The organism is Streptomyces sp. C, from assembly GCF_000158895.1.
Taxonomy (GTDB): Bacteria; Actinomycetota; Actinomycetes; order Streptomycetales; family Streptomycetaceae; genus Streptomyces; species Streptomyces racemochromogenes.
Genome location: NZ_GG657750.1, coordinates 4663870 through 4682548, shown reverse-complemented (window position 1 = coordinate 4682548; position 18679 = coordinate 4663870). Strand labels below are relative to the sequence as shown.

The following is an 18679-nucleotide window of genomic DNA, read 5'->3' as shown; positions in this document are numbered from 1 at the left end:
GGTAGGGGACAGCCCCGCAGGGCCAGCCGCCCCACCGGGTCAGCCCCGCACCGACCGCCAGGCCTCCGGCAGCGCGGCGGCGACCTCCTGCGCCACCACGGGCGCGCCCCCGCCGGCGGGCGCCCCGGCGGCGAACCGCCCCGCGAGCCCGTGCAAGTAGGCGGCCACCGCCCCGGCGTCACCCCCCGACAGCCCACCGGCGAGCAGCGCCCCCGCCAGCCCGGACAGCACGTCCCCGCTCCCGGCGGTCGCCAGCCAGGGCGTCCCCGTCGGGTTCGCCCTCACCACCCCGCCGGAGGCGACCAGCGTCGTCGACCCCTTCAGCAGCACCGCCGCCCCGTACCGCCCCGCGAGCCCCCGCACGGCGGCCAGCCGCCCCGCCTCGACCTCCTCCCGAGCCACCCCCAGCAGCGCCGCCGCCTCCCCCGCGTGCGGGGTCAGCAGGGTCGCCGCCCGGCGTGCGCGCACCACCTCCGGGTCCAGCCCGCGCAGCCCGTCCGCGTCGACCAGCACCGGTACGTCCCGGTCCGCCAGGGCCCGTTCGACCTCGGCGGCCCGCCCGGAGCCCAGCCCGGGGCCGACCACCCAGGCCTGCACCCGCCCCCGCCCGACCAGCACCTCCGGGTACCGCGCCAGCACCGCGCCCGCCGCCGGGCCCACGTACCGCACCGCGCCCGCGCCGCCCCGCAGCGCCCCCGCCACGGCGAGCACGGCCGCGCCCGGGTACTGCTCCGACCCGGCGACGACCCCGACGACGCCGCGCCGGTACTTGTCGCTCGACGCCCCCGGCAGCGGGAGCAGCCGCGCCACGTCGGCGTGCTGGAGCGCCTCCAGGTCCGCCCGGTCCGGCAGTTCCAGCCCGATCGGGACGAGCCGCACCGCGCCCGCCCGCGAGGCCCCGGGGTCGATCAGCAGCCCGGGCTTGTACGCGCCGAAGGTGACCGTCACGTCGGCCGACACCGCCGGGCCGGCCACCTCCCCGGTGTCCGCGTCGACGCCGCTCGGCAGGTCCACGGCGACGACGAGCGCCCCCGCCGGGATCCGCTCCGCCAGCGCGGCCGCCGCCGGCCGCAGCCCGCCCCGGCCGCCGATCCCGGTGAGCCCGTCCAGTACGAGGTCCGCCCGCGCGGGCACCGACTCCGCGACCCGTCCCCCGGCGGCCCGCAGTGCGGCCAGCCCGCCGGGGTGGATCCGCGCCGGGTCCATCGGCACCGCCGTCACCGCGGCCCCGCGGCGCGCCAGCCGGGCGCCCGCGTACAGCGCGTCGCCGCCGTTGTCCCCGGGGCCGGCCAGCAGCACGACCCGGGACCCGTAGACCCGGCCCCGGCGCCGCGCCAGCAACTCGGCGCACACGGCGGCCAGTCCGGCCGCCGCCCGGGCCATCAGGGCGCCCTCCGGCAGCCGTGCCATGAGCTCGCGCTCGGCGGCCCGTACGGTCTCCACGCTGTAGGCAGTACGCATGCCCTAACCTTCGGCGATCACCACCGCCGACGCGACGCCGGCGTCGTGGCTGAGGGAGACGTGCCAGGACTTCACCCCGAGTGCCCGCGCCCGGGCCTCGACCGTGCCGGACACCCGCAGCCGGGGCTGCCCGGTGTCCTCGACGTACACCTCGGCGTCGGTCCACAGCAGCCCGGCGGGCGCCCCCAGGGCCTTGGCCAGGGCTTCCTTGGCCGCGAACCGGGCGGCGAGCGAGGCGGTACCGCGCCGCTCGCCGCTCGGCAGCGTCAGCTCGGATTCGAGGAAGAGGCGCCGGGCCATCTGCGGCGTCCGCTCCAGCGCCGCGCCGAACCGCTCGATCTCGGCAACGTCAATCCCCACACCGACAATCACAACGACAACCCCAACTACTCCACGGTCACGACTGCGCCCCATTGTCGGCGACCCGCTCCGTTCGCTTCGCTCACTCCACGGTCACCGACTTCGCGAGGTTCCGCGGCTGGTCCACCTCGTTCCCCCGCGCGGTCGCCAGCTCGCACGCGAACACCTGGAGCGGCACCGTCGCCACCAGCGGCTGGAGCAGCGTCGGGGTCGCCGGGATCCGGATCAGGTGGTCGGCGTACGGGACCACGGCCTCGTCGCCCTCCTCCGCGATCACGATGGTCCGCGCCCCGCGCGCCCGGATCTCCTGGATGTTCGAGACGATCTTGTCGTGCAGGACCGAGCGCCCGCGCGGCGACGGTACGACGACCACCACCGGCAGGTCCTTCTCGATCAGCGCGATCGGCCCGTGCTTGAGCTCGCCCGCCGCGAAGCCCTCGGCGTGCATGTACGCCAGCTCCTTGAGCTTGAGCGCGCCCTCCAGCGCCACCGGGTAGCCGACGTGGCGGCCGAGGAAGAGCACGGTGTCCTTGTCGGCGAGGGAGCGCGCCAGGGCCCGTACCGGCTCCATCGTCTCCAGCACCGTGTCCACCGCGGCGGCGATGTCCGACAGCTCCCGGATCACCGCCCGGATCTCGTCGCCCCACTTCGTGCCCCGCACCTGCCCGAGGTACAGCGCGACGAGGTAGCAGGCGACCAGCTGCGTCAGGAACGCCTTCGTGGAGGCGACGGCCACCTCCGGACCGGCGTGCGTGTAGAGCACGGCGTCCGACTCGCGGGGGATGGTCGAGCCGTTCGTGTTGCAGACGGCCAGCACCCTGGCGCCCTGCTCGCGCGCGTGCCTCAGCGCCATCAGGGTGTCCATGGTCTCGCCGGACTGCGAGATCGCGATCACCAGCGTCCGCTGGTCGAGGATCGGGTCGCGGTAGCGGAACTCGCTGGCCAGCTCCGTCTCGCACGGGATGCGGGTCCAGTGCTCGATGGCCAGCTTCGCGATCATGCCCGCGTGGTAGGCGGTACCGCAGGCCACGATCACGACCTTGTCGACCTCCCGGAGCACCGAGGCGGGGATGCGCACCTCGTCCAGGGTCAGCAGGCCGCTCGCGTCGATCCTGCCCAGCAGCGTGTCGGCGACGGCCTTCGGCTGCTCGGCGATCTCCTTGAGCATGAAGTAGTCGTAGCCCCCCTTCTCGGCCGCCGAGGCGTCCCAGTCCACGTGGTACGCCCGCACGGTCGCGGGCGCACCGTCGAAGCCGGTCACCGTGACCCCGTCGCGGCGGAGTTCGACGACCTGGTCCTGCCCCAGCTCGATCGCGGACCGGGTGTGGGCGATGAACGCGGCCACGTCCGAGGCGAGGAAGTTCTCACCCTCTCCAACGCCGACCACCAGGGGGGAGTTCCGGCGCGCGCCGACCACCACGTCCGGCTCGTCGGCGTGCACCGCGACCAGGGTGAACGCTCCCTCCAGCCGCCGGCAGACCTGCCGCATCGCTTCCGCGAGGCCCCCTCCCCCGGCGCCCCCGGCCGCCTCGAACCGCTCGGCCAGCAGGTGCGCCACCACCTCGGTGTCCGTCTCGGACTCCAGCCGGTGGCCGCGTTCGGCGAGTTCGGCGCGCAGCGCGGCGAAGTTCTCGATGATGCCGTTGTGCACGACCGCCACCCGGCCGGAGTTGTCCAGGTGGGGGTGGGCGTTGAGGTCGGTGGGCCCGCCGTGGGTCGCCCACCGGGTGTGCCCGAGGCCCGTGGAGCCGGCCGGCAGGGGCCGACTGACCAGTTCCTTCTCCAGGTTGACGAGTTTGCCGGCCTTCTTGACGTTGGCGAGCGCCCCGTCGGCGAGCACGGCGACCCCGGCCGAGTCGTAGCCGCGGTACTCCAGCCGCTTCAGTCCGGCGATGACCACATCGAGCGCAGGCTGCGCCCCTACGTAACCCACAATTCCGCACATAGGCGGCAGCGTACGCCGTGGTCGCCCGTCTGCCCCGTACCCGAACAAGACGAAAACCCCGCCCCGGCGATTCCACCGGAGCGGGGTTGACGACGTTTTCGATCCCACCGTTCGACGGCCCTCAGCCCAGCTTGAGCAGCTGCGCCTCGACCACCGGAGCCGCGAGCTCCGCCGCGCCGGAGGTCCGGCCCGCCACGAAGTTCGCGAGCGTACCGCCCTTGCGCACCACCACGAGCTCGGTGGCGTGGCGCTCGCCGTCCTGCTCGGCCTCCACCGTGTAGCCGACCGCCTCGTCGCCGCCGTGCGCGGCGTGCGGGACGACCCGCGTCACCTTGACGGTCTCCCCGTTCGCCGTCGCGGAGTAGCCGTCCGCGCAGGCCTCGCCCGCGGCCCGCACCTCGGCGAAGTGCCGGCCGGCCGTGTCGCCCGCGTAGGCGCCGAGGGTCACCACCGTCACGGTCGAGCTGGCCGCGTCCTGGGCGGCCGCCCGCTTCTGCCGTTCCGTGGCGTCCTGCGGCAGCGGCACCGGTACGGCGACCACCGACGCCTTGGCCCAGCCGGTCCGGCCCGTCGGCAGGAACCCGGTGGCCGCGAAGGCCAGCTCCCGGCACTCGGGCCGGTCCACGCTCACCAGGGGGCCGTCCGCCCCGTCGGGGCTGACCCTGTGGTCCACGAGGTCGCCCTGCGCCACGATCAGCCGGGCCGGGGCCTCCTGCCCCTTCCCCTTCGACGCGCGGTCGGCCGCGTCGGCGGGCAGCTCCGCCGGGACGATCTCCACCACCATGCCGGGCCGGGCGGTCCCGCAGCCGGTGGCCAGCAGGGCCAGCGTCAGACCGGAGACCGCCGAGGCTCCCAGTGCGGCCGCGCGCCGCGCGCGGACGCCTCTCATCCGAGCTTCTTGACCTGCGCCTCCACGACCGCCTTCGGCTGGGCGGCCGCGCCCGTCAGGTTCATCGCGTAGAAGGTGGCCAGGGTGTTGCCCTTGCGCACGACCACGAACTGCATCGTGGCCTTGTCGCCGTCCTTCAGGTCCATCACGGTGTTGTAGGCCAGGGCCTCGTCACCGGCGGTGACCGCGGCGGAGGGGGCGACCTTCTCGATCCTGGTCTTCTCGGCGTCCTGGGTGACCGTGTAGCCGGCCGCGCAGGCCGTACTCGCGGCCTTCAGCGCGCCGAAGGCCTCCTCGGCGCCCTTGCCGTCGTACGAGGCGAGGCCCACCGAGGTGCGGGTGACGGCCAGCCCGCCCTTGAGCGCGTCGAGCTTGTCGTCCAGGCTCGCGCCCTCGGACGGCTTCTTCGGCTTCTCCGTCGCGGCGATCGTCGCGGTGCCGGCCGGCTTGCCGACCGGGACCAGGGTCTGGAGCTGGACCAGTGGCTTGCACTCGGCCTTGTCGGCGTCGGCGTTCGCCCCGGCCGCGGCCTTCGCCGCCGCGTCCGCCTCGACCTTGTGCTCGGGCAGGTCGGCCTGGGCGACCAGCAGCGGCGCCAGCTCGGCGGCCGACTTCCCCTTGGCCGCGGCGGCCGCCGGGGCGGACTGCTGCGGGCTCGCCTTGGCGTCGTCCTTCTGGCCCGAGTCACCGGAGTCGGAACCGCACGCGGTGGCCAGCAGGCTCAGGGACACGGCCGAGGCGGTCAGGACGGCACGACGGACGAACGCGGTACGCACGAAGAATCTCCCCCGGGAAACGAACGCCGTCAGGGCGCAGGTCGGCGCCACGGCGACGAACAATGTAAGGCGTTCAATCGATCACGCGAACGGGTTTTCGGGTGATCGGGCCGAATCGTGATGCGCACGAGACCGGCCGGGGCTCCGATCGATACGTACTCGTGCACAACCCGACCCGACCCCGCCCGACCCCAGCAACCCCCTGTTTTCCCGGCAGCCACCCGCCACGTGACCGACCCCACCACCCACGAGGGCCCCGCAGCCCCGACAATGGCGGTGTGATCACCTCGCCGACGCGTTGTACACCGGACCGCGCAACGGAGCGCCCGGGTCCCCGCCGGGCCCAGGACCCGTCTCCGTACGTCGAACTCACCCGGGCCGAGTGGAGCGCCCTGCGCGAGCGGACCCCGCTGCCCCTGACGGCGGAGGAGGTGGAGCGCCTGCGGGGCCTGGGCGACGTCATCGACCTCGACGAGGTGCGGGACGTGTACCTGCCGCTCTCCCGCCTGCTGAACCTGTACGTCGGCGCCACCAGCAACCTCCGCGGCACCCTGAACACCTTCCTCGGCGACGCCGGCAACGGCCACGGCGCCCAGCAGGGCACGCCCTTCGTCATAGGCGTCGCCGGCTCCGTCGCCGTCGGCAAGTCCACCGTCGCCCGCCTGCTCCAGGCGCTCCTGGCCCGCTGGCCCGAGCACCCCCGCGTCGAGCTGGTCACCACGGACGGCTTCCTGTACCCGATGAAGGAGCTCCAGCGGCGCGGCCTGACCTCCCGCAAGGGCTTCCCGGAGTCCTACGACCGCCGGGCGCTGACCCGCTTCGTCGCCGACATCAAGGCGGGCAAGGACGAGGTCAAGGCCCCGGTCTACTCGCACCTGATCTACGACATCGTGCCGGGCGAGCAGCTCGTCGTGCGCCGCCCGGACATCCTGATCGTCGAGGGCCTCAACGTCCTGCAGCCCGCGCTACCGGGCAAGGACGGCCGTACCCGCGTCGGCCTCGCCGACTACTTCGACTTCAGCGTGTACGTGGACGCGCGCCCCGAGGACATCGAGCGCTGGTACCTCAACCGGTTCCGGAAGCTGCGCGAGACCGCGTTCCAGAATCCTTTCTCCTATTTCCGCAAGTACACCCAGGTCTCCGAGGAGGAGGCCCTGGAGTACGCCCAGACCATGTGGCGGACCATCAACAAGCCCAACCTGCTGGAGAACGTGGCCCCCACCCGCGGCCGTGCCACCCTCGTCGTGCGCAAGGGACCCGACCACAAGGTGCAGAAGCTGAGCCTGCGCAAGCTGTAGGCAGGCCGGAGCACTAGGGTGCGGCCATGCTGCACCTGAGGATGATCTCCCCGCACCACCTCACCGACCGGGTGGTGGAGCTGATCGGGCAGACGGTCGGCACCACCCACCTGGTCGTCCTGGGGGGCGCCGCCCGCGATCCCGAGGGCGACCTGGTGCTGTGCGACGTGGCACGCGAGTCCGCCGGCGAGCTGCTCCAGGAGATGCGCTCCCTCGGCATCGACAAGGCCGGCTCCATCGCCGTCGAGAACATCGACCTCTCCATCTCCACGCGCGCCGACCAGGCGGAGGAGGAGGCACCGGGCGAGGCGGCGGACGCGGTGATCTGGGAGCAGCTCGCCGAGTCCACGCAGGAGGAGTCGACCCTCACCATCACCTACGGCGCGTTCCTGATCGTCGCCACGATGATCGCGGCCTGCGGTGTGGTGCTCGACAACGCGATCCTGATCGTCGGCGCGATGGCCGTCGGCCCCGAGTTCGGGCCGCTCGCCGGGATCTGCACGGGGCTGGTGCAGCGCGCCCCGAAGGCGGCCTGGCGCTCGCTGATCGCCCTGCTGGTCGGCTTCGCCGCCGCGATCGTGGCGACGACCGTCTTCAGCCTGGTCATGGACGCGCTGGACCTGTTCCACCCGGGGATGCTCGACAAGCCGCGCCCGAACACCAGCTTCATCTGGCAGCCCGACCCGTTCTCCTTCGTCGTGGCGGTGCTCGCCGGCGTGGCCGGCATGCTGTCGCTGACCTCGGCGAAGGCGGGGGCGCTGGTGGGCGTGGCGATCTCGGTGACCACCGTCCCGGCCGCCGCGAACGCGGCCGTGGCGCTGAGCTACGGGGAGTTCGGCCAGATGTGGGGCTCGGCGGAGCAGCTGCTGCTGAACCTGCTCGGCATCATCGTCTCCGGCTCGCTGACCCTGATCGGGTGGAAACTGCTGTGGCGCACCCAGCACGCGCGGATGGTCCGCCCGCCGGGTGCGCCACGAGGCAGTGGGGGCGGCGCCTAGCCGAGCGCCGACTTCACCGCGTCCGCGAGCCGCCCGGCGATCGTGCGGGCCTGCTCGATGTCGGCGGCCTCCACCATCACCCGGACGAGGGGCTCGGTGCCGGAGGGCCGCAGCAGCACCCGGCCGGTGGAGCCCAGCTCGCGCTCGGCGTCGGCGACGGCCGCGGCGAGCTCGCCCGAGGTGGCGACGCGGGACTTGTCCACGTCCGGGACGTTGATCAGGATCTGCGGCAGCCGCTGCATGACCCCGGCCAGGTCGGCCAGCGTGCGGCCGGTGGCCGCGACGCGCGCCGCCAGCATCAGGCCGGTCAGGGTTCCGTCGCCGGTCGTCGCGTGGTCGAGGATGATCACGTGGCCGGACTGCTCGCCGCCCAGGGCGTAGCCGTGCTCCTTCATGGCCTCCAGCACGTACCGGTCGCCCACGCCGGTCTGCACGACCTGGATGCCCTCGGCCTCCATGGCGAGCTTGAAGCCCAGGTTGGACATGACCGTGCCGACCACGGCGTTCCCGCGCAGCTGTCCGGCCTCGCGCATGGCCAGCGCCAGGACGGCGAGGATCTGGTCGCCGTCGACCTCGGCGCCGCCGCCGTCCACCGCCAGGCAGCGGTCCGCGTCGCCGTCGTGGGCGATGCCGAAGTCCGCGCCGTGCTCGACCACGGCCCGCTTGAGCAGGTCCAGGTGCGTGGAGCCGCAGCCGTCGTTGATGTTCAGGCCGTCGGGCTCGGCGCCGATCGTGACGACCTCCGCGCCGGCCCGGGTGAAGGCCTCGGGCGAGACGTACGCGGCCGCGCCGTGGGCCTCGTCCAGGACGACCTTCAGGCCGTCGAGGCGGTTGGGGAGGACGCCGATGAGGTGGGCGACGTACTTGTCGAAGCCCTCGTCGTAGTCGGAGACGCGTCCGACGCCGGAGCCGGTGGGACGCTCCCAGGGCGCGCCCGTGCGGTGCTCCTCGTACACGGACTCGATGCGGTCCTCCAGCTCGTCGGCGAGCTTGTGGCCGCCGCGCGCGAAGAACTTGATCCCGTTGTCGGGCATGGCGTTGTGGCTCGCGGAGAGCATGACGCCGAGGTCGGCACCCAGCGCACCGGTGAGATACGCCACCGCCGGGGTGGGCAGCACACCGACGCGCAGGACGTCCACGCCGGCGCTGGCGAGGCCGGCGACGACCGCGGCCTCCAGGAATTCGCCCGACGCACGGGGGTCGCGGCCGACCACGGCCGTGGGCCGGTGGCCCTCGAAGGTGCCCGCCTCGGCCAGTACATGTGCGGCCGCCACGGAGAGGCCGAGCGCGAGCTCAGCCGTCAGATCCGCGTTGGCGACGCCTCGTACACCGTCCGTCCCGAAGAGTCGTCCCACTGTTGTCCTCCCGAGTTCAAGCTTCGCTTGGTAACCGCTAGTGACAGGTGTTTGCCGCTTTTGGCGGTAAACGAACCGCCCCGGCAGCACGGAGAGTGCTGCCGGGGCGGTTTCGTTGCTGAACAGCAGGCGCAGATTAACGCTTGCTGTACTGCGGAGCCTTACGGGCCTTCTTGAGACCGGCCTTCTTGCGCTCGACCGCACGGTCGTCGCGGGAGAGGAAGCCGGCCTTCTTCAGCGCCGGGCGGTTGTTGTCCACGTCCGCCTCGTTCAGCGCGCGGGCCACGCCGAGGCGCAGGGCGCCGGCCTGACCGGAGACGCCGCCACCCGAGATGCGGGCGATGACGTCGTAGCGGCCGTCAAGCTCCAGGAGCTTGAAGGGCTCGTTGACTTCCTGCTGGTGCACCTTGTTGGGGAAGTAGTCCTCAAGGGTGCGACCGTTGATCTTCCACTTGCCGGTGCCCGGAACGATCCGGACGCGGGCGATGGCGTTCTTGCGACGGCCCAGGCCGGCGGCCGGCTGGGGGTCACCGAAGCGACCGGCAAGCGACTCGGAGGTGTAGTCGCCCTCGACGACGACGTCCGACTCGGTGGTGTACTCCTCGACGCCCTCGAACTCGTCGATGGGGGTCTCGGCGGTGGTCTCGGCCACGATGCTCCTCAGAATTCTCTACGTCTTAGGGGGTGGCCGGAACTACTGCGCGACCTGGGTGATCTCGAACGGCACCGGCTGCTGGGCAGCGTGGGGGTGCTGGTCGCCCGAGTAGACCTTCAGCTTCGAGAGCATCTGACGGCCCAGGGTGTTCTTGGGGAGCATGCCCTTGACGGCCTTCTCGACGGCCTTCTCCGGGTTGTTCGCCAGGAGGTCGTCGTAGCGCACGGAGCGCAGACCGCCCGGGAACCCGGAGTGGCGGTACGCCATCTTCTGGGAGGCCTTGTTGCCGGACAGGTGAACCTTGTCGGCGTTGATGACGATGACGAAGTCGCCCATGTCCATGTGGGGGGCGTAAGTCGGCTTGTGCTTGCCCTTGAGGAGGGCAGCGGCCTGGGTCGCCAGACGGCCGAGGACGACGTCCTGGGCGTCAATGACGAGCCACTGGCGCGAGATGTCGCCGGGCTTGGGGCTGTACGTACGCACGCGTATGCCTTCGCTTCTTCAGTGGTGGGTCATCCCATAGGGCGCAAGCCCTGAGGGAAGGGTCCTGACAGGGTCACCACGGACGATCACGACAGCCCTCGTTCACATCGGGGACGCACCCGAGTGAAAACCGCTGGTCATCGGTCCGGTGGACCGGCGTAAGGCCCTTTCACGTGAGAATGAGAAAGCCAATACGCATAACAAACCAGCAGGATACCCAAGCAGACCCGTACGGGTCAAAACGCGGTCCGCGATGCCGATTCTGCTGGCGTCGCGGCGCACTCCGGTTCGGTCCTGGGTGGGGACCCCGCAGTTGTTACGGGCTCCAGGATAACCCGACCGGAGGGCAGCGCACGACGCACCAGCAGACCCGAGAGCCCGCACAGGGTCGCCATGTCCTTGAAGGCGCGCCGCTTGCCGGCCAGCTCGTCCGGCCACGGCACCAGCGCCGCCTGGGGCGCCAGGACCAGCCAGAACCAGGGCGAGCGGGGCATCGAGCCCTCCCGCACACCCGACGCGAGCAGCAGCGGAAGCACCACCAGCAGGTAGTGGTCGAAGGAGGGCCGCGAGACCAGGAATGCGGCGAGCATCACGCCGCAGGCCGTCTCCACGAGCCTCAGCTCACCCCCGTCACCCTCCGGATCCGGCCGCCGCCAGCGCGTCCACGCCGCCCACAGACCGGCCCCGGCCCCCGCGAAGGCCACCGCCACCGCCACCGGCTGCGGCACCCCCAGCCGCGGCAGCACCGCGATCGGCGAGGCGTCCCAGGGCAGCGCGTAGGAGTCCTGCCCCTGGAAGAGGAACGGCAGCGTCTTGGTGAAGAACAGCGACGGGCTCGGCATCACCAGCGCCCCCGCCAGCGACATCCCCAGCGGCACCAGCACCGCCACCGCCAGCCCCCGCCACCGCCGGGCCAGCAGGAACAGCAGCCCGACCGGCACCAGCATCGGCTTGCAGGCGATCGCCAGCCCCACCACCAGCCCGGCCGACCCCCACCTGCCCCGGTGCGCGAGCAGCAGCGCCAAGGGCAGCGCGGCCGCCGAGACCGCCGTCCAGTTCCCGATCAGCACCAGGTTCGCGTACGGCTTGTAGGCCAGGGCCAGCACCGCGAACCCGCCCACCGCCAGCCGCGAGCGCAGCGGCACCGAGAACAGCCTCAGCGCCGCCAGCCAGCCCGCGCCCAGCAGCCCCGTCATCCCCGCCGGCAGCAGCCACCGCAGCACCTCCCGCGGCAGCAGCGCCTCGGGCACCGCCACCAGCACCGCGCTGGGCAGGTACAGGAACCGCTTGTCCTCGTACGGGGAGCCGCCGTCCAGCAGCGTCCGCGCGGCCTTGACCACGAAGGCGTTGTCGGAGCCCCAGTTCGCCCGCAGGCTCGTGGAGACGGCCAGGAACACCAGGACCCCGGCCGACACCACCCGCCAGGGCCGCGGGGCCGGCCCGAGCAGCCACGCGGTCACCCGCACCGCCGTGGACGGCTGCCGCCACCGCATGAGCCAGATGCTCGGCCGCAGCCCCACGGCACTCCCCCTCAGCGCTTGCGCTCGACCCTGCGTTCGTCCCAGACGGGCTCCTGAGTTTCCCTCACGACCCCGTCCGAACCGAAGACCAGGTAGCGGTCGAAGGTCCGGGCGAACCAGCGGTCGTGCGTCACGCACAGCACGGTCCCCTCGTACGACTCCAGGCCGTCCTGCAGGGCCTCCGCCGACTCCAGGTCCAGGTTGTCCGTCGGCTCGTCCAGCAGCAGCGCCGTCGTACCGGCCAGCTCCAGCAGCAGGATCTGGAAACGCGCCTGCTGGCCGCCCGAGAGCTTCTCGAACTTCTGCTCCGCCTGCCGCTCCAGCTCGTACCGGCGCAGCACCGCCATCGCCGGCCCCAGCGGCTTCGCCGCCTCCGTCCACAGGATGTCGACGAGCGTGCGACCGAACAGCTCCGGGTGCGCGTGCGTCTGCGCGAAGTGGCCGGGCAGCACCCGCGCCCCCAGCTTCCAGTCACCGGTGTGCTTGACGTCCTCGCCCGCCAGCAGCCGCAGGAAGTGCGACTTGCCGGAGCCGTTCGAGCCGAGCACCGCGACCCGCTCGCCGTAGAAGACCTCCAGCGAGAACGGCTTCATCAGGCCGGTCAGTTCCAGGTTCTCCACGGAAAGCGCGCGCACGCCCGTCCGGCCGCCCTTGAGCCGCATCCTGATCTCCTGCTCGCGCGGCGGCTCCGGCGGCGGGCCGGCCTCCTCGAACTTCTGGAAGCGGGTCTGCATCGCCCGGTACCGCGAGGCCATGTCCGGGCTGCTCGCGGCCTGGTTCCGCAGCCGCAGGACCAGGGCCTTCAGGCGGGCGTGCTCCTCGTCCCAGCGGCGCTTGAGCTCCTCGAAGCGGGCGAAGCGCTCCTTGCGGGCCTGGTGGTACGTGTCGAAGCCCGCACCGTGCACCCAGACGTCCGTGCCCGTCGGGCTCGGCTCCAGGCTGATGATCTTCTCGGCGGCCCGGGACAGCAGCTCCCGGTCGTGCGACACGAAGAGCACCGTCTTGCGGGTGGCCTTCAGCTGCTCCTCCAACCACCGCTTGCCCGGGACGTCGAGGTAGTTGTCCGGCTCGTCGAGCAGCAGCACCTCGTCCGGCCCGCGCAGCAGCGCCTCCAGCACCAGCCGCTTCTGCTCACCGCCCGACAGCGTGCGCACCTCGCGGTACTGGGCGCGGTCGAAGGGGATGTCCAGCGCGGCCGTGGTGCACACGTCCCACAGGGTCTCCGCCTCGTAGCCCTGGACGTCGGCCCAGTCGCTGAGCGCCTGCGCGTACGCCATCTGCGCGGCCTCGTCGTCGACCGTGAGGATCAGGTGCTCGGCCTGGTCCACGGCCTTGGCCGCCTCCCGGATCCGCGGCTGCGCCACCGAGACCAGCAGGTCCCGTACGGTCGTCTCGTCCCGGACCGAGCCCACGAACTGCGACATCACCCCGAGGCCGCCGCTGATGGCGACGCCGCCGCCGTGCGGCTGGAGCTCGCCCGAGATCAGCTTCAGCAGGGTGGTCTTGCCGGCGCCGTTCGCGCCCACCAGGGCCACCACCGACCCCTCCCCCACGCGGAAGGAGACGTCGGGGAGCAGGACCCGCCCGTCGGGAAGGTAGTACTCCAGGTGGCTGGCTTCGAGATGTCCCATGCCGGGCATTGTCCCGGTCGGACGGTGATCCGCCCAACCGGTTTGGCCGCCCGGCCCCGCCGGTGGGCTCAGCAGCCCCCGCAGCCGCCGCCCGCTCCCGGCAGCGTCCGCATGTTCCGGGCTTCCTTGCTGCGGGCGGCCAGCAGTTCGTCCGCCGGGTAGCCGACCTCCTCCAGGGTCAGCCCGTGCGGCTTGACCACGTGCACCGAGGAGTCCCGTACGGCGGCGGCCAGCACCTGCCCGGGCCACTCGACGGGCCGGTGGCCGTCGCCGACGTGGAGCAGGGCTCCGACCAGCGAGCGGACCATGTTGTGGCAGAACGCGTCCGCGCGGACCGTCGCCGTGACGACGCCGTCCTCCCCGCGTTCCCAGCTGAGCTGCTGGAGCGTGCGGATGGTCGTGGCGCCCTCGCGCTTCTTGCAGTACGCGGCGAAGTCGTGCTCGCCGACGAGCGCGGCGGCGGCCTCGTTCATGGCGTCCACGTCCAGCGGCCACTGGTGCCACAGCACGTGCCCGCGGCGCAGCGGGTCCACGCCCGCCCGGTGGTCGCCGACGCGGTAGGCGTAGCGGCGCCAGATCGCGGAGAAGCGGGCGTTGAAGCCCTCGGGGGCCTCGGCGGCCTTCCACACCCGGATGTCGTGCGGGAGGCGGCCCGCGAGGCGGCGCAGCAGCTTGTCGTGGTGCTCGGCCCACACCTCCTCGGCCAGGTCGAACTGGGCGACCTGCCCGCGCGCGTGCACCCCGGCGTCGGTCCGGCCGGCCACGGTCAGCTCGACCGGCTCCTTGAGCCGCATCACGGTCTGCAGGGCGCTCTCCAGCTCGCCCTGGACGGTCCGCAGCGTGCGCTGCTTCGCCCAGCCGGAGAAGTCCTTGCCGTCGTAGCTCAGGTCCAGCCGTACCCGGACGTGCCCGGGCTCCACCTCGTCACTCACGTGACAGATCCTCTCAGAAGCACAGCAATGCAGAACGGGCCCGCCCCCGGAAGGGGCGGGCCCGTTCAGAGCCGATCAAGCAAGCTCGATCCCGTACGGGATCAGGCCTCCTTGGTCTCCTCGACAGCCTCGGTCTCGGTGGCCTCGGCCTTGGCCTCCGCCTCCTTGACCGCACGCTTGGTGGCGGCCTCGGCCTCACCGGTGGCCTGCTGCGCCACGGTCAGGGCCTCGACCAGCTCGATCACGGCCATCGGGGCGTTGTCGCCACGACGGTTGCCGATCTTGGTGATGCGCGTGTAACCACCGGGGCGGTTCTCGTAGCGCGGGGCGATCTCGGTGAAGAGCGTGTGCACGATGCTCTTGTCCGTGATCGTCTGCAGCACCAGGCGACGGTTGTGGATGTCGCCCTTCTTGGCCTTGGTGACCAGACGCTCGGCGTAGGGACGCAGGCGGCGGGCCTTGGCCTCGGTGGTGGTGATGCGGCCGTGCTCGAAGAGGGCCTTCGCGAGGTTCGCGAGGAGGTGCTTCTCGTGCGCGGCGGAACCGCCCAGGCGGGCACCCTTTGCGGGACGCGGCATTGTTACTCCTTCAAATCTGCACCGGCCGTGTCAGGTACCGGTGTCAGTTCCCCCCAGCGGTCGCGAGGGGGTGGGTGCGGGGGGCGAGCCCCCCGCAAGCTTTCTCAGTACTGCTCGGTCTCGACGAAACCGGCGTCCGCGTCGTCGTCGGCGCCGAAGGCGTCGGCGGCGGCGGTCGGGTCGAATCCGGGCGGGCTGTCCTTGAGGGCCAGGCCCATGCCGGCCAGCTTCGCCTTGACCTCGTCGATCGACTTCGCACCGAAGTTGCGGATGTCGAGCAGGTCGGCCTCGGAGCGGGCGACGAGCTCACCCACGGAGTGGATGCCCTCGCGCTTGAGGCAGTTGTACGACCGAACGGTGAGCTCCAGCTCCTCGATCGGCAGCGCCAGGTCGGCGGCCAGGGCGGCGTCCGTCGGGGACGGGCCCATGTCGATGCCCTCGGCGTCGATGTTGAGCTCGCGGGCCAGACCGAACAGCTCGACCAGGGTCTTGCCGGCGGACGCCATGGCGTCGCGCGGGCGCATGGCCTGCTTGGTCTCGACGTCGACGATCAGCTTGTCGAAGTCGGTGCGCTGCTCGACTCGGGTCGCCTCGACCTTGTAGGTGACCTTGAGGACCGGGCTGTAGATGGAGTCGACCGGAATGCGGCCGATCTCCTGGCCCAGCTGCTTGTTCTGGACGGCGGAGACGTAACCGCGACCGCGCTCGACGGTCAGCTCCATCTCCAGCTTGCCCTTGCCGTTGAGCGTGGCGAGGACCAGGTCCGGGTTGTGCACCTCGACACCGGCCGGGGGCGCGATGTCGGCAGCGGTGACCAGGCCGGGACCCTGCTTGCGCAGGTACATCACGACCGGCTCGTCGTGCTCCGAGGAGACGACCAGCTGCTTGATGTTGAGGATGATGTCCGTGACGTCTTCCTTGACGCCCGGCACGGTGGTGAACTCGTGCAGGACGCCGTCCACGCGGATGCTGGTGACAGCGGCACCCGGGATGGAGGACAGGAGGGTACGGCGCAGGGAGTTGCCGAGGGTGTAGCCGAAGCCCGGCTCCAGCGGCTCGATCACGAACCGCGAGCGGTACTCGTCGACGACCTCTTCGGTCAGCGAAGGACGCTGAGCGATAAGCATGTCTGTGTTCCTTCAGTCGTGGACGCCCACTATTTGACGCCCGACGGGTAAAGCCAGGTACAGCAAGGGTACGGGCGGTACGGCCCCCCGAAGGGGTACGTACCGCCCGGACACTCAAAGACGCACAGGTGCGTCCGCTGCGTCAGACGCGGCGGCGCTTCGGCGGGCGGCAGCCGTTGTGCGGGGTGGGGGTGACGTCCTGGATCGAGCCGACCTCGAGGCCGGTGGCCTGGAGGGAGCGGATCGCGGTCTCACGGCCGGAGCCGGGACCCTTGACGAAGACGTCGACCTTGCGCATGCCGTGCTCCTGCGCGCGGCGGGCGGCCGACTCGGCGGCCATCTGCGCGGCGAAGGGGGTGGACTTGCGCGAGCCCTTGAAGCCGACGTGGCCGGCGGAGGCCCAGGAGATCACGTTGCCGGACGGGTCCGTGATCGAGACGATCGTGTTGTTGAACGTGCTCTTGATGTGGGCGTGCCCGTGAGCGACGTTCTTCTTTTCCTTGCGGCGCACCTTCTTGGCAGCGCCCTGACGACCCTTGGGGGGCATCTCTTACTCCTACGGGAGGTGGTCGGTCCTACAGCGCAAGACCGCTGAACAGGACTACTTCTTGCCCGGCTTCTTCTTACCGGCGATCGCGCGACGCGGGCCCTTGCGGGTACGCGCGTTCGTGCTGGTGCGCTGACCGTGCACCGGCAGGCCACGACGGTGGCGGATGCCCTGGTAGCACTGGATCTCGATCTTGCGGCGGATGTCGCCCTGGATCTCGCGGCGGAGGTCACCCTCGGTACGGAGGTTGGCGTCCACGTACTCGCGGATCTTGACGAGGTCCTCTTCGGCCAGGTCACGAACGCGGGTGTTCGGGTTCACGCCGGTGGAGGCGAGGATCTCCTTGGACCGGGTGCGCCCGATACCGAAGACGTAGGTGAGTGCGATCTCCACACGCTTTTCGCGCGGGATGTCAACACCGGAAACGCGTGCCATTCAATGGCTCCTGTGTGTTCGGGGGTCTGCAACAGAACCGCTCCCGACCGCCGACCACCCGAGTGGGTGGTGGTACGTCCGGGTCCCCGGCCCCCGCCGGAGGTGCCGCCGGCCCCTGAGGGCTGGGCGGGTTCTGCTTATGTACGTTTTCTTACGTCGCGCGAAGAACTGCGTAGTGCAGGTCGGTCGGCGTGCGTCAGCCCTGGCGCTGCTTGTGGCGCAGGTTGTCGCAGATGACCATGACCCGGCCGTGACGGCGGATCACCTTGCACTTGTCGCAGATCTTCTTGACGCTCGGCTTGACCTTCATGTTGGTGAGGTTCTCCGGGTCAGTGCCACCACCCGCACCGGGACGGATGCCCAGGCAGGAGTGAGGACAAGATCTACTTGTATCGGTAGACGATCCGGCCACGCGTCAGGTCGTACGGAGACAGCTCCACAACGACCCGGTCATCGGGAAGGATGCGGATGTAGTGCATACGCATCTTGCCGCTGATGTGCGCGAGGACCTTGTGACCGTTCTGGAGTTCCACCTTGAACATGGCGTTCGGGAGGGACTCGATCACGGTGCCCTCGATCTCGATGGCACCTTGCTTCTTGGCCACGCTTCGCCTTTCGAATCGGCTACCTTGATCGGCACCGTGCCCCATGCAGGGCATGGAAATGCACGTGAGCCGACGAGTCAGTCTACGTCAGGGCACCCAGAAAGACGAATCCGGAAAGTTTGCCCACGAGTCTAGATCATTAAGCGACGGCTACCCGAGCGGGTCCGGCGCCGTCGTGATGCCGTACTCCGCCAGCTTCGCCTTGCCGCAGTCCGGGCTGGTCAGGACGATCGGGCCGGCCTCGGTCAGGGCGACCGAGTGCTCCCAGTGCGAGGACCAGGTGCCGTCCGTGGTGATGACCGTCCAGTCGTCCGCCAGGACCTCCGTCTGGGCGGTGCCCAGGGAGACCATCGGCTCGATCGCCAGGCACAGGCCCGGGACCAGCTTGATGCCCTTGCCCCGCTTGCGCGAGACGTAGTTCAGCAGGTGCGGGTCCATGTGCATCTCGGAACCGATGCCGTGGCCGCCGTAGTCCTCGATGATCCCGAACTTGCCGAGGCTGTGCTCACCGGTCGACGGCCGCGGCTGGCGCTTGATGTAGCCCTCGATCGCCTTCGAGATGTCCACCAGGCGGTTGCCGAGCTTCATGGCCGCGATGCCGGCCCACATCGACTCCTCCGTGACGCGGGACAGCTCGACCAGCTCCGGAGCGTGTCCGGTGCCCACGAAGGCCGTGTACGCCGCGTCGCCGTGCCAGCCGTCCACGATCGCGCCGGCGTCGATGGAGATGACGTCGCCGTCCTTCAGGACCGTCTTGTCGTCCGGGATGCCGTGGACGACGACCTCGTTCACCGAGGTGCAGATGGTCGCGGGGAAACCGCCGTACCCGAGGAAGTTCGACTTCGCGCCGGCGTCGGCGATCACCTTCCGGGCCACCATGTCCAGGTCCCGCGTCGTGGAGCCCGGCACGGCCGCCTCACGGGTCGCCGCGTGGATCGCGGCGACGACCAGCCCTGCCTCCCGCATCTTCGCGATCTGCTCGGGGGTCTTCAGCTGAACCATGAACGGGGACCTTCCACCTTCGAAAACGGGTCTTCATCAACAGTAAGGCCGCGATGCCCGAGGGACACCGCGGCCGTACTGT

General features: G+C 71.2%; 20 protein-coding genes. 2 read left to right on the top strand and 18 right to left on the bottom strand.

What is annotated here, in order from left to right; genetic code table 11:
* Positions 1-39: 39 nt before the first annotated feature.
* From SSNG_RS21205 to SSNG_RS21185, 5 genes are all read right to left on the bottom strand, one after another.
* Complete coding sequence (locus SSNG_RS21205) at positions 40-1461, bottom strand: bifunctional ADP-dependent NAD(P)H-hydrate dehydratase/NAD(P)H-hydrate epimerase (protein WP_007265934.1); 1422 nt, start codon at positions 1459-1461, stop codon at positions 40-42.
* Positions 1462-1464: 3 nt separating this feature from the next.
* On the bottom strand, positions 1465-1875 hold the full coding sequence (locus tag SSNG_RS21200) for a holo-ACP synthase (RefSeq protein ID WP_050779688.1): 411 nt from the start codon (positions 1873-1875) through the stop codon (positions 1465-1467).
* Between the two features lie 28 nt (positions 1876-1903).
* Positions 1904-3766 (bottom strand): glutamine--fructose-6-phosphate transaminase (isomerizing), encoded by a 1863-nt coding sequence (gene glmS, locus SSNG_RS21195; RefSeq protein WP_042801568.1) that lies wholly within the window; start codon positions 3764-3766, stop codon positions 1904-1906.
* A gap of 121 nt (positions 3767-3887) precedes the next feature.
* Positions 3888-4655 carry a hypothetical protein gene (locus tag SSNG_RS38055; RefSeq protein ID WP_007265931.1) on the bottom strand — a complete coding sequence of 256 codons (768 nt, stop codon included), beginning with the start codon at positions 4653-4655 and terminating at the stop codon, positions 3888-3890.
* Positions 4652-5431 (bottom strand): hypothetical protein, encoded by a 780-nt coding sequence (locus SSNG_RS21185; protein ID WP_007265930.1) that lies wholly within the window; start codon positions 5429-5431, stop codon positions 4652-4654. Before SSNG_RS21185 ends, SSNG_RS38055 begins: the two co-directional genes overlap by 4 nt.
* A 278-nt stretch (positions 5432-5709) precedes the next feature.
* Between SSNG_RS21185 and coaA the strand changes: the two genes are divergently transcribed.
* Together coaA and SSNG_RS21175 are read left to right on the top strand one after the other, a co-directional pair.
* A complete protein-coding gene (gene coaA, locus SSNG_RS21180; protein WP_007265929.1) occupies positions 5710-6729 on the top strand; it encodes a type I pantothenate kinase in 1020 nt (339 codons plus the stop codon).
* A gap of 26 nt (positions 6730-6755) precedes the next feature.
* Positions 6756-7727 carry a DUF389 domain-containing protein gene (locus SSNG_RS21175; protein WP_007265928.1) on the top strand — a complete coding sequence of 324 codons (972 nt, stop codon included), beginning with the start codon at positions 6756-6758 and terminating at the stop codon, positions 7725-7727.
* Here SSNG_RS21175 and glmM read toward each other — a convergent pair.
* From glmM to map, 13 genes are all read right to left on the bottom strand, one after another.
* Positions 7724-9082 (bottom strand): phosphoglucosamine mutase, encoded by a 1359-nt coding sequence (gene glmM, locus SSNG_RS21170; protein ID WP_007265927.1) that lies wholly within the window; start codon positions 9080-9082, stop codon positions 7724-7726. The genes SSNG_RS21175 and glmM overlap by 4 nt on opposite strands.
* Before the next feature lie 136 nt (positions 9083-9218).
* A complete protein-coding gene (rpsI, locus tag SSNG_RS21165; protein ID WP_007265926.1) occupies positions 9219-9734 on the bottom strand; it encodes a 30S ribosomal protein S9 in 516 nt (171 codons plus the stop codon).
* Positions 9735-9776: 42 nt separating this feature from the next.
* On the bottom strand, positions 9777-10220 hold the full coding sequence (rplM, locus tag SSNG_RS21160) for a 50S ribosomal protein L13 (RefSeq protein WP_007265925.1): 444 nt from the start codon (positions 10218-10220) through the stop codon (positions 9777-9779).
* 236 nt (positions 10221-10456) lie between these two features.
* The gene (locus SSNG_RS21155; protein WP_042803867.1) at positions 10457-11713 is read right to left on the bottom strand and encodes a glycosyltransferase family 87 protein; all 1257 of its coding nucleotides are present in this window, start codon (positions 11711-11713) and stop codon (positions 10457-10459) included.
* Between the two features lie 38 nt (positions 11714-11751).
* Positions 11752-13380, bottom strand: a complete 1629-nt coding sequence (locus SSNG_RS21150; protein ID WP_007265923.1) for an ATP-binding cassette domain-containing protein — start codon at positions 13378-13380, stop codon at positions 11752-11754.
* A gap of 59 nt (positions 13381-13439) precedes the next feature.
* Positions 13440-14303 (bottom strand): tRNA pseudouridine(38-40) synthase TruA, encoded by an 864-nt coding sequence (gene truA, locus SSNG_RS21145; protein ID WP_007265922.1) that lies wholly within the window; start codon positions 14301-14303, stop codon positions 13440-13442.
* A gap of 101 nt (positions 14304-14404) precedes the next feature.
* On the bottom strand, positions 14405-14881 hold the full coding sequence (rplQ, locus tag SSNG_RS21140; RefSeq protein ID WP_007265921.1) for a 50S ribosomal protein L17: 477 nt from the start codon (positions 14879-14881) through the stop codon (positions 14405-14407).
* A 104-nt stretch (positions 14882-14985) separates the two neighbouring features.
* Positions 14986-16008, bottom strand: a complete 1023-nt coding sequence (locus SSNG_RS21135; protein WP_007265920.1) for a DNA-directed RNA polymerase subunit alpha — start codon at positions 16006-16008, stop codon at positions 14986-14988.
* A 142-nt stretch (positions 16009-16150) separates the two neighbouring features.
* Positions 16151-16555 (bottom strand): 30S ribosomal protein S11, encoded by a 405-nt coding sequence (rpsK, locus tag SSNG_RS21130; RefSeq protein ID WP_003956432.1) that lies wholly within the window; start codon positions 16553-16555, stop codon positions 16151-16153.
* Between the two features lie 54 nt (positions 16556-16609).
* Entirely contained in the window at positions 16610-16990 is a 381-nt protein-coding gene (gene rpsM, locus SSNG_RS21125; protein WP_007265919.1) for a 30S ribosomal protein S13, read from the bottom strand.
* A 196-nt stretch (positions 16991-17186) separates the two neighbouring features.
* Entirely contained in the window at positions 17187-17300 is a 114-nt protein-coding gene (rpmJ, locus tag SSNG_RS21120; protein ID WP_003956441.1) for a 50S ribosomal protein L36, read from the bottom strand.
* 73 nt (positions 17301-17373) lie between these two features.
* Positions 17374-17595: a translation initiation factor IF-1 gene (gene infA, locus SSNG_RS21115; RefSeq protein ID WP_003956442.1), complete on the bottom strand. Its 222-nt coding sequence runs from the start codon at positions 17593-17595 to the stop codon at positions 17374-17376.
* A 150-nt stretch (positions 17596-17745) separates the two neighbouring features.
* Entirely contained in the window at positions 17746-18597 is an 852-nt protein-coding gene (gene map, locus SSNG_RS21110) for a type I methionyl aminopeptidase (RefSeq protein ID WP_007265918.1), read from the bottom strand.
* Between the last annotated feature and the right edge of the window lie 82 nt (positions 18598-18679).

Excerpts from the sequence above, each read along its gene's own strand:
- SSNG_RS21205 (WP_007265934.1), bottom strand. The coding sequence starts at position 1,461 with ATGCGTACTGCCTACAGCGTGGAGACCGTACGGGCCGCCGAGCGCGAG.
- SSNG_RS21200 (WP_050779688.1), bottom strand. The coding sequence starts at position 1,875 with ATGGGGCGCAGTCGTGACCGTGGAGTAGTTGGGGTTGTCGTTGTGATT.
- glmS (WP_042801568.1), bottom strand. The coding sequence starts at position 3,766 with ATGTGCGGAATTGTGGGTTACGTAGGGGCGCAGCCTGCGCTCGATGTG.
- SSNG_RS38055 (WP_007265931.1), bottom strand. The coding sequence starts at position 4,655 with ATGAGAGGCGTCCGCGCGCGGCGCGCGGCCGCACTGGGAGCCTCGGCG.
- SSNG_RS21175 (WP_007265928.1), top strand. The coding sequence starts at position 6,756 with ATGCTGCACCTGAGGATGATCTCCCCGCACCACCTCACCGACCGGGTG.
- SSNG_RS21155 (WP_042803867.1), bottom strand. The coding sequence starts at position 11,713 with ATGCGGTGGCGGCAGCCGTCCACGGCGGTGCGGGTGACCGCGTGGCTG.
- SSNG_RS21150 (WP_007265923.1), bottom strand. The coding sequence starts at position 13,380 with ATGCCCGGCATGGGACATCTCGAAGCCAGCCACCTGGAGTACTACCTT.
- rplQ (WP_007265921.1), bottom strand. The coding sequence starts at position 14,881 with ATGCCGCGTCCCGCAAAGGGTGCCCGCCTGGGCGGTTCCGCCGCGCAC.
- SSNG_RS21135 (WP_007265920.1), bottom strand. The coding sequence starts at position 16,008 with ATGCTTATCGCTCAGCGTCCTTCGCTGACCGAAGAGGTCGTCGACGAG.
- rpsK (WP_003956432.1), bottom strand. The coding sequence starts at position 16,555 with ATGCCCCCCAAGGGTCGTCAGGGCGCTGCCAAGAAGGTGCGCCGCAAG.
- rpsM (WP_007265919.1), bottom strand. The coding sequence starts at position 16,990 with ATGGCACGCGTTTCCGGTGTTGACATCCCGCGCGAAAAGCGTGTGGAG.
- rpmJ (WP_003956441.1), bottom strand. The coding sequence starts at position 17,300 with ATGAAGGTCAAGCCGAGCGTCAAGAAGATCTGCGACAAGTGCAAGGTG.
- map (WP_007265918.1), bottom strand. The coding sequence starts at position 18,597 with ATGGTTCAGCTGAAGACCCCCGAGCAGATCGCGAAGATGCGGGAGGCA.